11 protein-coding genes are annotated in these 13,532 nt (G+C 71.9%); 5 read left to right on the top strand and 6 right to left on the bottom strand.

Annotated elements, in window-relative coordinates:
• The first annotated feature begins 38 nt into the window (after positions 1–38).
• Positions 39–1,463, top strand: coding sequence for a trehalose-6-phosphate synthase (locus OG700_RS22115; protein WP_405616174.1), 1,425 nt, complete (start codon positions 39–41; stop codon positions 1,461–1,463).
• A gap of 25 nt (positions 1,464–1,488) precedes the next feature.
• Here the strand turns inward: OG700_RS22115 and OG700_RS22110 are convergent, their stop codons facing one another.
• The 4 genes from OG700_RS22110 to OG700_RS22095 all read right to left on the bottom strand — a co-directional run bounded on the left by OG700_RS22110 (position 1,489) and on the right by OG700_RS22095 (position 5,540).
• Positions 1,489–2,895 (bottom strand): SDR family NAD(P)-dependent oxidoreductase, encoded by a 1,407-nt coding sequence (locus OG700_RS22110; RefSeq protein WP_405616172.1) that lies wholly within the window; start codon positions 2,893–2,895, stop codon positions 1,489–1,491.
• 211 nt (positions 2,896–3,106) lie between these two features.
• A complete protein-coding gene (gene otsB, locus OG700_RS22105) occupies positions 3,107–3,949 on the bottom strand; it encodes a trehalose-phosphatase (protein ID WP_405616170.1) in 843 nt (280 codons plus the stop codon).
• Between the two features lie 19 nt (positions 3,950–3,968).
• A complete protein-coding gene (locus tag OG700_RS22100) occupies positions 3,969–4,307 on the bottom strand; it encodes a DUF3263 domain-containing protein (protein WP_405616168.1) in 339 nt (112 codons plus the stop codon).
• 12 nt (positions 4,308–4,319) lie between these two features.
• On the bottom strand, positions 4,320–5,540 hold the full coding sequence (locus tag OG700_RS22095; RefSeq protein WP_405616166.1) for an ABC transporter substrate-binding protein: 1,221 nt from the start codon (positions 5,538–5,540) through the stop codon (positions 4,320–4,322).
• A gap of 298 nt (positions 5,541–5,838) precedes the next feature.
• Between OG700_RS22095 and OG700_RS22090 the strand changes: the two genes are divergently transcribed.
• The 4 genes from OG700_RS22090 to OG700_RS22075 all read left to right on the top strand — a co-directional run bounded on the left by OG700_RS22090 (position 5,839) and on the right by OG700_RS22075 (position 10,056).
• Positions 5,839–6,771: an ROK family protein gene (locus OG700_RS22090; RefSeq protein ID WP_405616164.1), complete on the top strand. Its 933-nt coding sequence runs from the start codon at positions 5,839–5,841 to the stop codon at positions 6,769–6,771.
• The gene (gene nagA / locus OG700_RS22085; protein ID WP_405616162.1) at positions 6,771–8,006 is read left to right on the top strand and encodes an N-acetylglucosamine-6-phosphate deacetylase; all 1,236 of its coding nucleotides are present in this window, start codon (positions 6,771–6,773) and stop codon (positions 8,004–8,006) included. The genes OG700_RS22090 and nagA overlap by 1 nt, the downstream gene beginning before the upstream one ends.
• Before the next feature lie 215 nt (positions 8,007–8,221).
• Positions 8,222–9,145, top strand: a complete 924-nt coding sequence (locus OG700_RS22080; protein ID WP_405616160.1) for a 1-phosphofructokinase family hexose kinase — start codon at positions 8,222–8,224, stop codon at positions 9,143–9,145.
• 47 nt (positions 9,146–9,192) lie between these two features.
• Positions 9,193–10,056, top strand: a complete 864-nt coding sequence (locus OG700_RS22075) for a ketose-bisphosphate aldolase (RefSeq protein ID WP_405616158.1) — start codon at positions 9,193–9,195, stop codon at positions 10,054–10,056.
• Positions 10,057–10,092: 36 nt separating this feature from the next.
• Here OG700_RS22075 and OG700_RS22070 read toward each other — a convergent pair whose 3' ends face one another.
• Together OG700_RS22070 and cdgB are read right to left on the bottom strand one after the other, a co-directional pair.
• Complete coding sequence (locus OG700_RS22070; RefSeq protein ID WP_405616155.1) at positions 10,093–11,097, bottom strand: CBM35 domain-containing protein; 1,005 nt, start codon at positions 11,095–11,097, stop codon at positions 10,093–10,095.
• 206 nt (positions 11,098–11,303) lie between these two features.
• The gene (gene cdgB / locus OG700_RS22065) at positions 11,304–13,235 is read right to left on the bottom strand and encodes a diguanylate cyclase CdgB (protein ID WP_405616153.1); all 1,932 of its coding nucleotides are present in this window, start codon (positions 13,233–13,235) and stop codon (positions 11,304–11,306) included.
• Positions 13,236–13,532 lie beyond the last annotated feature (297 nt).

Genomic DNA, 13,532 nt, shown 5'->3' with positions numbered 1-13,532 from the left:
ACGTTTGAGCGTTTCCGTGACGGGCTAGATTTCGGCACATGGTCTCCGAGCAAGCCGCCCAAGTCCTTGTCGCGTCCAATCGCGGCCCCGTCTCGTACACGCTCGGTGAGGACGGCGGGCTGACCGCCGGGCGCGGCGGTGGAGGGCTCGTCTCGGGCCTCTCGGCCATCGGACCCGACACGAACGCCGTATGGGTCTGCGCGGCCCTCGGTGACGGCGACCGCGAGGCCGTACGGCGCACCGGCGGCCGGCTCGACACCGGCGACACGGGCGGGCAGCGGGTCAGGATGCTCGGCATCCCGCCGGAGATCTACGCGGACGCGTACAACGGCGTCGCGAACTCCACGCTCTGGTTCGTCCACCACCTGCTCTACCAGACCCCGCTGGAGCCGGCCTTCGGCACGGAGTTCCGGGAGCGGTGGGCGTCGTACGAGGCGTACAACCGCGCGTTCGCCGAGGCCCTGGCCGACGAGGCGGGCGACGGCGCGGCCGTCCTGATCCAGGACTACCACCTGGCGCTGGTGCCGGGCATGCTCCGGGCGCTCCGTCCCGATCTGCGGATCGGGCACTTCTCGCACACGCCGTGGGCCCCGGTCGACTACTTCCGGCTGCTGCCCGACGACGTCGCGCGCCAACTGCTGCGCGGCATCCTCGGCGCGGACCGCGCCGCGTTCCTGACCCACCGCTGGGCCGACGCCTTCACCGCCTGCTGTACGGAGCTGCTGGGCGGCACCGGCAAGACCCGGATCGGCGTGCACGGCCTGGGCGCCGACGCGGACTTCCTGCGGGAGCGCGCGCACCGGCCCGACGTGGACGAGCGGCTGGCCGAGCTGCGGGAGCAGATCGGCTCCTTCGACGGGGCGCCCCGCAAGGCGATCGTGCGGGTCGACCGCACGGAGCTGTCGAAGAACATCGTGCGCGGCATGCTCGCCTACCGGCAGTTGCTGACGGACCGTCCGGAGTGGCGGGAGCGGGTCACGCATGTGGCGTTCGCCTATCCGTCCCGGCAGGATCTCGCGGTCTACCGCGACTACACGGCGCGCGTCCAGGAAGTGGCCGACGAGATCAACTCCACGTACGGCACGCCCGGTTGGACGCCCGTGGTGCTGCACGTCAAGGACGACTTCGCTCGGTCGCTGGCCGCGTACCGCCTGGCGGACGTGGCGCTGGTCAACCCGATCCGCGACGGCATGAACCTGGTCGCGAAGGAGATCCCCGTCGTCTCGGAGGACGGCTGCGCGCTGGTGCTGTCGCGCGAGGCGGGCGCGTACGAGGAGCTGGGCGAGGACGCGCTGGTGGTGAACCCGTACGACGTGAGCGCCACGGCGGCGGCGCTGCACGAGGGCCTGACGATGGACGACGACGAGCGCGCGGCGCGCACCAAGCGCCTGGCCGCCGCCGCGACGGCGCTGCCGCCGCAGCGGTGGTTCCTGGACCAGCTGGACGCGCTGCGCGCCGTGTGAGGGCCTGTCGCCGTGTGAGGGCCTGTCACCAGGCGACGGGTCGGTAGTCCTTGAGCAGTACGCCGTGGACGGGGGTGCCCTCCTGCCCCTGCACGATCGGGTGGTAGATCCGCGCCGCGCCGTCCACGATGTCCAGCGGTGGGCGCCAGCCGGTGGCGGCGTGCCGCTCCCTGGCGGGCAGGGGTTTCTCGTCGGTGACCCAGCCGGTGTCGACGCTGCACACGTGGATGCCGCGCTTCGCCAGCTCGGCGGCGCTGGTGCGGGTGAGCATGTTGAGGGCGGCCTTCGCCATGTTGGTGTGCGGGTGGTCGCTCGTCTTCTTACGGACGGTGAACTGGCCCTCCACGGCTGACACGTTCAGCAGATACCGCCGGGGCCGGGGTGACGCCTCCAGCAGGGGCAGCAGCCGGTCGGCGAGCAGGAACGGGGCCACCGCGTTGACCAGTTGGACCTCCAGCATCTCGGCCGGGTCGATGTCGCCGAGCCGGGAGGTCCAGGAGTTCACGGCGGCGGTCTCGGTCAGCAGCCCGGCCTCGTCCACGGCCGGCAGCACGGCGGCCGTGGTTCTCGTACGCGGGACGAGCCCGGCGGCCCAGGACCGGGCCGCCAACTCGCCGTTCCCGGTGCCGGGGACGGCGAAGTCGGGGGCCGTCCAGACGGCGGGCGGGCCGGCGGGCGGCAGCGCCGGGCGCGGCGGTGCGGCCTCGGCGGCGGCCAGGGCGGAGTAGGCGCGCGGCGAACGGCGCAGCGTCTGGGCCGCGTTGTTGATCAGGATGTCCAACGGCCGTGCCTCGGCCAGCAGATGGTCGGTGAAGGCCAGCACCTGCCGGGGGTCGCGCAGGTCGAGCGCGGCGACGCGCAGCCGGTCCCACCAGTCGGCGGCGTCGGGGGCCGCCGCGAAGCGCCGTACCGCGTCCTGGGGGAAGCGGGTGGTCACGGTGAGGTCGGCGCCGTCGCGCAGCAGCATCAGCGCGAGCTGGTGGCCGATCTTGACGCGCCCGCCGGTCAGCAGCGCACGGTGCCCGGTCAGATCGGTGCGGGCGCCGCGGCGGGTGAGGTTGTCGCGGGCGCAGTCGGGGCAGAGGCGGTGGTAGAAGTGGTGGATCCGCCGGTAGTGGTCCTTGCAGACGTAGCAGCGCTGGGCGCGCCTCAACTCGCCCACGAACCGGTCGTCTTCATCGCCGCGGGTCGGCGCGTCGGCGGCGAGCGGGGCGTCCGTCGTCCGGTCCGGCGCGCCCATGACGGTGCCGGCCTGGGTCTTGGCGTCCACCGCCGCGCGGGCGCCACGGGTGGCCGAGCGGCGTTTGCGCCGCCCGTCCCGGAACAGTTCGCTCGCGGCCCGCTCCAGCCGCTCGCGCCGGGGATCCTCGATCGACAGGCCCCGCGCCTCGTTCAGCGACTCCAGCGTCGCCTGTATCCGGTCGTCGTCCATCGCGCCCTCGCCCCCGTAAACACCGAAGGACCATGATGCGCGACCCGGCCGCGCAGTGTCGCCCGCGTTTCCGCGCGTGGCATCTCCAGTGCTATGACCGGAAGGGTTCACCGGGTCGGTCCGGTGGGCCGCGCAACCCGGTCGACGTTCCCGGCCACAGCACGAGGGCGTGTTGCGAAAGTCCCGCCTGGCCGACGACGCCTGGCACGCCCTAGAGACGGGCCGCCACCGATGCCAGGAAGCCGACCAGTGCCCCCGGGCCCGGCAGCACCAGGTCCGCCTTCTCGGCGAGTTCGGGGACCTCGCCCGTGCCGCTGCACAGCAGCAGACCCGGGTGGCCGTTCGCGCGCAGGGTGTCGACCGCCGCGAAGGCCGGGAGGTCGCCGAGGTCGTCGCCGCCGTAGACGACCGTCTCGGCGCCGACCTCGCGGACGTACTCCTCCAGGGCCACGCCCTTGTCCATGCCGGGCGGGCGCAGCTCCAGGACGAGGCGGCCCGGTTCGAGCATCAGGCCGTGCCGGGCCGCCAGGCCGGCGAGGGGGCCACGCAGGGCGTCGAACGCCCCCTGGGGGTCCGTGGCGCGGCGGGTGTGGACCGCGACCGCCTGGCCCTTCTCCTCGATCCACGTACCGCGCCAGGCGTCGAACCGTTCGAGCAGTCCGGGGAGTTCGGCGCGGACGGCGGCGACTCCGGGGTGCGGTGCGGGGGTGCGTACGGTGCCGCTGACCGCGTCCCAGCGTTCGGCGCCGTAGTGGCCGAGGACGACGAGGTGTTCCAGGCCGGGCACACCGGCGAAGCCGCCGTACCGCACCGCGACACCGGCCGGGCGGCCGGTGATCACCGCGACGGACGCCACGTGCGGGGCGAGGGCGACGAGCGCGGGGACGGCGCCGGGGTGGGCGCGGGCCTGTTCGGGGTCGGGGACTATCTCGGCGAGCGTGCCGTCGAAGTCGAGCGCGACGACGGCTTTACCGGGCCGGGCGAGGAGCGCGGCCAGGCCGTCGGCGCCGGCGGGGGTGACGGGGGTCGGCAGGGGGTGCGAGTGGCTGCCCATGTTCCGACCCTAGCCGCCGTCAGCGGCGGGCGCGGCGGGCGTCGCGGATCCGGCGCAGGCGGTTGACCGTCACCGGGTCGTGGGCCAGGGCCGGCGGGTCGTCGATGAGGGCGCCCAGCAGTTGGTAGTAGCGGGTGGGCGAGATACCGAGCTGTTCTCTGATGACGCGCTCCTTGGCGCCGGGACCGGGCCATGAGCGCTGCTCGACGGCGAGGACGGCGCGGTCGCGCTCGGTCAGTTCCGACCGTCCGGCGGAACCGCGCCCCTCGTGCGGCGTGGGTACGGCCTCGTGCTCGGCCTCGGGCTCGGATCCGGATCCGGGCTCAGGTGCGGGTGTGGGTGCGGGTGCGGCGGTCATAGGGCTGACACGCTACTCGGCGCTCTCCGCCGTGGTCGCGTCCCGGCCGATCCTCGCCAGGATCTCCGACGGCACCGCCCCGGGCCGCACCGTCTTGCCGATGTTCTTCTTGATGTCGTCGCTGACGCCCGCCCACGACGTCTTGCCGAACGGGTACAGCTCGGCGGTGGGCAGCGCCTCCAGAAACTGGCGCAGTTCCTTGTGCTCGTCGTCCGCCACCATCGTCTCGGACGCGCTGTAGGTGACCGGCAGGAGGTCGTACTGCCCGACGAAATCCATGACGTTCTTGTCCTCGAAGGCGAAGTCGAGGAATTTACCCGTCTGTTCGCGGTGGCCGGGCTGCTTGAAGGCCATGATCCAGTCGGCGACACCCATCGTCGCCTTGGACTTGCCGTTGACACCGGGCAGCGGCACCATCCCGACGTCGACGCCGGCCTTCTCGGCCTCCTGCATCATCGTCGGGTGCCCGTTGAGCATGCCGACCTTGCCGTTCGTGAACGCCTTGAAGGCGTCGGCGCGGTCCAGTTCGCCGGGCGGTACGGGGCCGGTGAGGTCCTTGCCCACCAGCTCCTTCTGGAGCCATTCGAAGGTCTTGATGTTCTGGTCGGAGTCGACCGCGTACGAGCCGTCGACCGCGTCCGTGTAGCCGCCGCCACCGCTGAGCATCCACATCATGGTCTCGGCCTGCGCCTCCTCGGCGCCGAGCGGCAGGGCGAACGGGGTCGTGACGTCCTGTGCCTTGAGCGCCTCGGCGGCCGACCGGATGTCGTCCCAGTTCTCCGGCGCGGCGAGACCGGCCGCCGTGAAGAGGCCCTTGTTGTAGAACAGCAGCCGGGTGCTGGCGACGAACGGCATTCCGTACTGGGTCTGGTCGACCTTTCCGGCGTCGGCGAAACGGGAGAGGAAGTTGGCCTGTGTGGGGACGGAGAGCAGTTCGTCCGCGCTGTACAGCTCTTCCTTCTTCACGTAGTCGGCGTAGGCGCCGATCTGCGCGATGTCGGGGGCCTCGCCGTCCCTGACCATCTTCGCCACATCCGCGTCGACGGTCTTCCAGGAACGCACATCGACATCGACATCGATGCCGGGGTTCTTGGCCTCGAACTCCTTGGCCAGACTGTTCCAGTACTTCTTCGAGCTGTTGGCGGCACTGTTGCCGTAGTCCGCCGCCACGACCTTCAGGGTGACGTCACCCGAACCGCTGGAGCTGCCGCAGCCGCTCAGCGCCATCGTCATGCCCAATGCGGCTATCGCCGCGGTATGCCTCAGGAAGCGCTGCTGCACAGCTCTTTTCCCACCCTCGTATTCGCTCGGCCGTCTCTACGGCGTTGTCCGTCCCAGTCGGTCCCCCGCGACGTCCTGCGTTGACGAGCTGCGATTTTCCCCCATGGACTGCCGGAGGTCTACATCGGCCCCGTATCGCTTCGGCAACTTCCCTCCCACCCGGCGGGTTTGGCGAAGACTTTGTATGGGCTGGCAACAATCCCGCACAGTGGACTAGACCTTTCTTGGGTTTTCGCGCGAGAATGCGCATGTGAGACACGTCATCGCCCTGGATGTGGGCGGCACCGGAATGAAGGCCGCCCTGGTCGGGACGGACGGCGCGCTGCTGTACGAAGCGCGCCGTGCCACCGGCAGGGAGCGCGGCCCCGACGCGACCGTCGAGACCATCCTCGGCTTCGCGGCGGATCTGCGCGCGTACGGCATCGAGCACTTCGGCGAGAGCGCGGTCGCCGCCGGGGTCGCGGTGCCCGGCATCATCGACGCCGAGCGGGGGATAGCGCTGTACGCGGCGAACCTCGGCTGGCGCGACGTACCCCTGCGGGATCTGCTGGGCGCGCGCCTCGGCGGCGTACCGGTCGCGCTCGGGCACGACGTACGCACCGGCGGGCTCGCCGAGGGGCGGCTCGGCGCCGGCAAGGGCGCGGACCGGTTCTTCTTCGTCCCGCTCGGCACCGGCATCGCGGGCGCCATCGGCATCGACGGCACCATCGAGGCCGGCGCGCACGGCTTCGCGGGCGAGATCGGGCACGTGGTGGTCCGGCCCGACGGGCCCGTGTGCGCCTGCGGGCAGACCGGCTGCATGGAGACGCTCGCCTCGGCGGCGGCCGTGACCCGGGCGTGGGCGGCGGCCAGCGGTGATCCGCGGGCCGACGCCGCCGACTGCGCGAAGGCCGTCGCCTCGGGCGACCCGAGGGCCGTGGCGGTCTGGACGGACGCCGTCGACGCGCTCGCCGCCGGGCTGGTCACCGCGCTCACCCTGCTCGACCCCCGAAGGCTGATCATCGGTGGCGGTCTCGCCGAGGCCGGGGAAACGTTGTTCACACCCCTGCGGGCCGCGGTCGAGGAGCGGGTCACGTTCCAGAAGCTGCCCGAGATCGTCCCGGCGGCCCTCGGGGACACCGCCGGATGCCTGGGCGCGGGGCTGCTCGCCTGGGATCTTCTCTCCACGGAGGTATCCGCCTGATGGCCGCACGCGCCGAAAGCACGGTTCTCGCCGACAGCATCGTTCTCGCCGGCGCCCGGGTGGTGCTGCCGACCGGTGCCGTGGAGAACGGACGGGTGAGGGTCGAGGGCGGACGCATCACCGAGGCGGGGCCGACAGCCTCCTCCGTAGGAGACGCACCCGCAGGACCCGCAGGAGACGCGCCTCCTACGGAGGCCGGCCCCGGAACGCTCGACCTGACCGGCCACTGGGTGGTGCCCGGCTTCGTCGACATGCACAACCACGGCGGCGGCGGCGCCTCCTTCACGGCGGGCAGCGCGGACGACGTCCTCAAGGGCGTCCGTACGCACCACAAGCACGGCACCACCACGCTCGTCGCCTCCACCGTCACCGGCGAGATGGACTTCCTCGCGCAGCGCGCCGGGTTCCTCTCCGAACTCGTCGAGCAGGGCGACCTCGCCGGTATCCACTTCGAGGGCCCGTTCATCTCACCCTGCCGCAAGGGCGCGCACAGCGAGGCGCTGCTGCGCGACCCGGACCCGGCCGAGGTGCGCAAGCTCGTCGACGCGGCCCGTGGCACGGCCAGGATGGTGACCCTCGCCACCGAACTGCCGGGCGGCATCGACTCCGTACGGCTGCTGGCCGAGCACGGCGTGATCGCCGCGATCGGGCACACGGACGCGACGTACGAGCAGACGGTGGAGGCCATCGAGGCGGGCGCGACCGTCGCCACGCACCTGTTCAACGCGATGCCGCCGATCGGCCACCGCGCGCCGGGGCCGATCGCCGCGCTGCTGGAGGACGAGCGGGTCACCGTCGAGCTGATCAACGACGGCACGCATCTGCATCCGGCGGCGCTGGAGCTGGCGTTCCACCGCGCGGGCGCGAACCGGGTCGCCTTCATCACGGACGCGATGGACGCGGCCGGTTTCGGTGACGGTGTCTACCAACTCGGGCCGCTGGAGGTCGAGGTCAAGGACGGCGTCGCGCGGCTCGCCGTGGGCGGCTCGATCGCGGGCTCCACCCTCACCCTGGACACGGCGTTCAGGCGCGCGGCGACGATCGACCGGCTGCCGGTCGCCGATATCGTGCGGGCGATCTCCGCCAACCCGGCGAAGCTGCTGGGCGTGTACGACCGGGTGGGCTCGCTGGAGCCCGGCAAGGACGCCGACCTGGTGATCCTCGACGCGGACTTCGCGGTCACCGGCGTACTGCGCAAGGGCGAATGGGTGGTCAGGCCCCAACTGGGCCGGTAGGCCGGGCCGTCCGGCGATGGAGGGCAGGCCGGCCGGGCCGCGTTGTGGGCCCGGCCGACGATTGAGGACGAACCAGCCGCCGGACGGACCCCGGCCGTCCGATCCGGCCCACCAGTGGGACCGCCCGCCCCTCGTTTGGCATGATCAGGGCAGTACGGAACGGGTACGGAGCGGGCAGCCACCCCCTCCCCGACACATCCCCGAGGGGGCCCCGCATGATCCTCACGGTCACGCTCAACACCGCCCTCGACATCACCTACCGGACCACCGCGCTGACCCCGCACGCCACCAACCGCGTCGCCGAGGTCGCCGAACGGCCCGGCGGCAAGGGCCTCAACGTCGCCCGGGTGCTGTCGGCGCTCGGCCACGAGACCGTCGTGACCGGCTTCGCCGGCGGCCGGACCGGCGACGCGCTGCGCGAACTGCTCGCCGCCGAAGGCGGCCCGTCCGACGCCCTCGTACCCATCACGGGCACCACCCGCCGCACCATCGCCGTCGTGGACGAGACGACCGGCGACACGACCCAGCTGAACGAGCCGGGCCCGACCGTCACACCCGCCGAGTGGGCCTCGTTCCTCACCTCCTACGAAGGGCTCGCCGCCCGCGCGGAAGCCGTGGCACTGTGCGGCAGCCTGCCGCCCGGCATCCACGTCGGCGCGTACGCGGAGCTGGTACGCCTCGCACGGGGCGCGAACCGGCCCGTCCTGCTCGACACCAGCGGCGAACCGCTGCGCCGGGGCATCGCCGCCCGCCCCGACCTGGTGAAACCCAACGCCGACGAACTGGCGCGGCTCACCGGCTCCCGCGAGCCGCTGCGCGCGACCCGTGACGCGCGCAGGCGCGGCGGCCGTGCCGTGATCGCCTCGCTCGGCGCCGCCGGACTGCTTGCCGCGACCCCGGACGGCTCGTGGCGTGCGGCACCGCCGAAGGCGGTACGGGGCAATCCGACGGGCGCGGGCGACTCGGCGGTGGCCGGGCTCCTGTCGGGGCTCGTGGAGCGGCTGCCGTGGCCCGACAGGCTCGCCAGGGCGGTCGCGCTGTCCACGGCGACGGTCCTGGCGCCCGCGGCGGGCGAGTTCGACCGGGAGGCGTACGCGGAGCTGCTGCCACGCGTCACCGTGACCGAGCAAGCACCGTGACGGAACAAGCACCGTGACGGAACGGAACAGTCAGAACAGGGGAGCACATGCCACTCGTCAGCACCGGTGAACTCGTCTCGGCGGCAGCCGCCGATGAGCGGGGTGGACGGGGCGGCATCGCCGCGTTCAACGTCATCACGCTGGAGCACGCCGAGGCGATCGCCGCCGGCGCCGAACGCGCGGGTCGCCCCGCGATCCTCCAGATCTCCGAGAACGCGGTGAAGTTCCACGGCGGCCGACTGACGGCCATCGCCGCGGCCACCGCCGCCGTCGCCCGCGCCTCGGACGCCCCGCTCTCGCTCCATCTCGACCACGTCGAATCGGCCGAACTACTGCGCGCCGCCGACGGCGAGGGCTTCAGCTCGGTGATGTTCGACGCGTCGAAGCTGACCTACGACGCGAACGTCGCCGCCACGGCGGAGGCGGTCGCCTGGGGCCACGCACACGGCATCTGGATCGAGGCCGAACTGGGCAAGGTCGGCGGCAAGGACGGCGAACCGCCTCTCGGCGCCCACGCCCCCGGCGTCCGTACCGACCCGGCGGAGGCGGTCGCGTACGTACGCGCCACCGGCGTCGACGCGCTCGCCGTCGCGGTCGGCTCCTCGCACGCGATGACGGACCGCACGGCGGCCCTGGACCACGAGTTGATCGGCGCACTGCGCCGGGCCGTCCCCGTACCGCTGGTGCTGCACGGCTCGTCGGGCGTCCCCGACGCGGAGATCCGGCGGGCGGTGGCGGCGGGCATGGTCAAGATCAACGTCGGTACGGCCCTGAACACGGCCTTCACCGGCGCCGCCCGCGCCTACCTGGAGGCCGACCCGAAGTCGGTCGACCCCCGGAAATACCTCGCCCCGGCTCGCGAGGCGATGACCGGGACGGTGGCGGCTTTTCTGAAGGTGATCGGCGGCTGACCGACCACCCGCCGCGGGCGATCGGTCCCGCTGCCGCTACCTGGGCGGCGAGACCTCAAGCCAGTCGAGGATGGCATCGCACTGGTTGCCCTGCTCGCAGGAGATCTTGATCTCGTTGGCCCCCTTCTGGAGCTGGACCGGCGCCCAGGTGGTCTGCCAGTTCTTCTCCCAGTCGGGGTCGTCCGACTTGATGAAGTTCTTCAGGCCGAGCGGGGAGCCGTTGGCCTTTCCGTTGACCGTCAGCGTCGCGTTGGCGTCCTTCGCCGGGATGGCGTAGCGCACGTTGAGCGCGTACTCCCCCGCCGTCGCGATGTCGGCCCGCCAGGTGACCGAGGCGCCGACGGTGTTGAAGCCGGTCACATACGCGCCGTCCGCGCCCTTCGCGCCCTTGATGTCCTTCGCCAGCACCGCCGGTGCCCCGAGCTTGAGCGTCGCCGCGTCCTGCTTCGGGAGTTCGACGGGCTTGTCGGCCTCCGGGTCCTTCTTGCCGGGGTCGTCGCTCGGCTCGGCCGACTCGCCCGCGGTCGGGCCGCCCGTCGGGGTGCCGTCGGCGTTCTTGTCGTCGTCTCCGTTGGAGAGCAGCGCGGCCGTGATGCCGATCACGACGACCGCCACCACGGCGACGGCGCCGATGAGCAGGCCCTTCGTGTTGGGTCCGCCGCCGTTGCCGCGACCGTCGCCGCCGCGCTGGGCGGGGACCGTACGGGTGGCGGCACCGCCGGTCTCGGGGGCCGCGTAGTGCGCGTCGGGGGACTGGCCGTAGGGGGCGGGCGGGCGGCCGTACTGCTGCTGGCCTCCGTACTGAGGCTGCTGCCCGTAGGGCTGCTGCTGCTGCGGGACCTGGCCGTACTGGCGCTCGCCGACGGTCCTGACCTGGTTGTACGACGTTCTCGGCACACCGGGCTGGGAGGCGGGACCGGGGTAGCCGTAACCGCCGCGCCGGGCCTGCGCACCGTTCGCGGCCGTCTGTCCGTCCTCGTACAGATAGCCGAACGGATCGTCGTCCTCGGGCGTACTCGCGCCGTTGTTCCCGGCCGTCATCCCTGGTCACTCCTTACCATCTCGCCAGCGTCGCCGACCGGCCGAGCCTACCTCGATTGGGTAAGCATACGGACGGGCCTTGACCGGAGTGGGCGATTGCCCCATCCCCCATGAACATCAAGGGACGTCGGTGGACACCGGTGAACCGCCGTACAGAGAGATAGGACACGGCGGGCCGCCTCGGCGACCCCGGCACAGCGACGACGTTATCCCGCCCGGCGGTGCACCTTGTTCCGCGAGCGCTTCTCGATGTACATGCGCTGGTCCGCGGATTTGAGCACTTCCTCGACCGTCATGCCGCAACTCGCCCAGCCGATACCGAAGCTGGCGCCCACCCGGACCGCCCTGCCGTCCACCCTGATCGGCGGGATGATCGCGTTCCGCAGCCGAACCGCCAGGTCAGCGGCGTCCGTCGCGCCGAGGCCGTCGGCGAGGACGACGAATTCATCGCCGCCGAGGCGCGCGACGGTGTCGCCGTCCCGCACACCGGTGTTCAGTCTGCGGGCGACTTCGATCAGAACCGCGTCGCCGGTGTTATGGCCGAAACGGTCATTGATCGACTTGAAACCGTCGAGGTCGCAGAAGAGGACGGCGAGACCCTTGCTGCCGTCGTCGGGGTCGGGACCCGGCGCGACGGTGTGCACGTGGTGGTCGAGCGGCGCGACGGCGGAGGACATGTCGAAGCCGTCTCCTTGGAAGGCGCGCTCGGCGGCGGGGTCCTCGTAGGACTCGTAGGGGCTGTACGGCTCGTACGGTTCGTAGCTCTCGACCGCGCCGCCGTAGCCGGGGGCGGGAGCGGGCACGGGCGCGTAGCCGGCGCCGCTGGTCCCGTTGTAGCCGCCGTAACCGTCGCCGTAGCCGGGTGGGCCTTGGCCGTACGGGACGACGCCGCCGCCGTAACCGCCCTCTCCGTAACCGCCGTTGCCGGGGACGTGGCCGTTGCCGTTGCCGGGGCCGTGACCGTGACCGACGCCTGTGCCGCCGTGGCCGCCCTCGTACCCGCCGTACGCCTTGTCCACGGTCTGCGCGGCCGTCTCCCGTACCGATATGGCGTTGGGACGCTCGCAGAGGCGGGCGCTGAGGCGGGCACGCAGCTCGGCGCTGTTGGGCAGGCCGGTCAGGGAGTCGTGCGAGGCGCGGTGTGCGAGCTGGAGTTCGTTGCGCTTGCGCTCCTCGATGTCCTCGACATGGGTAAGGAGGAAGCGGGGGCCGTCGGTGGTGTCGGCGACGACGGAGTTGCGCAGCGAGACCCACACATAGCTGTTGTCCCGGCGCGCCAGGCGCAGTTCGGCGCGACCGCCCTCGGCCGATGTGCGCAGCAGGGTGCCGATGTCCTCGGGGTGGACGAGGTCGGAGAAGGAGTAGCGGCGGATCGCGGAGGCGGACCGGCCGAGCAGCCGGCAGAGCGCGTCGTTGGTCCGCAGCAGCCTGCCGTGCTGGTCCCCGCCCATCTCGGCGATGGCCATGCCGCTGGGCGCGTACTCGAACGCCTGCCGGAAGGACTCCTCGCTGGCCCGCAGCGCCTGCTGCTCGCGCTCCAGCCGGACCAGCGCGCGCTGCATGTTTGCTCTGAGGCGGGCGTTGCTTATCGCAATGGCGGCCTGGGAGGCGTACATCTGTAGTGCTTCACGGCCCCAGGGGCCCGGACGGCGTCCACCGCGCGGCCGGTCGACGGATATGACTCCGAGAAGCTCGCGCCCGCCTCCAGGGGCGTACATCGGGGCGTAGAGGCGGTCCTGCGGGTGCCACTCGTCCTCGAAGCGCGGATCGGGTCCTTCGGTGTACCACTGCGGGACGTCGTCCTCCAGCAGGATCCAGCCCTCGGTGTGGGGGATGTACCGCAGCTCACCCCAGGTCTCGCCCATGCTGAGCCGGCGTTCCCAGGAGGCGCGCGCCCCGACGCGGCCGGTGATGAACGCTTCGGCGGCGGCGTTGCCCGCGAAGGCGGCGACGACCAGATCGCCGTCGGGCTGGACGAGATTGACGCAGGCCAGCTCGTAGCCGAGACCCTTGACTATGCCGTCGGCAACTGTCTGCAAGGTGTCGGCCAGGCTGCGGGCGGTGTTGAGCTCGCCGACAACGTCATGCAGCTGCCGCAGGGTCGCAAGGCGGACGTACGGCTCCGACTCGGTCTCCATCGTTCGCTCTCCCCGAGACCTCGACAGCAACTCCAGAATTCTCATCGGCTCGCTTGATGCGGTATCCCGGCCACTGAATCACAGCGAGCTGCGCACTCGGTACACAGGGTCAACAATTCCTCTGCCCTGTGACCCAAGTCACATACAGGGAAGGGGAGTTGGGTGGGGGCGTGGGAGCGCTCCAGACCTTTCATGAACGCAAATATCGAGGTCGGAGTCGTACGGCGGGGGGCGCGCGAAGGGGCGCACTTAGGGCGCACACTCCGGCGCGCGAGGGCCGTGAGGCCCCTTGGGCGT

The organism is Streptomyces sp. NBC_01508, assembly GCF_045040315.1.
GTDB lineage: Bacteria > Actinomycetota > Actinomycetes > Streptomycetales > Streptomycetaceae > Streptomyces.
The sequence above is the reverse complement of the archived record's forward strand: the minus strand, read 5'-3'. Positions and strand labels throughout refer to the sequence as shown.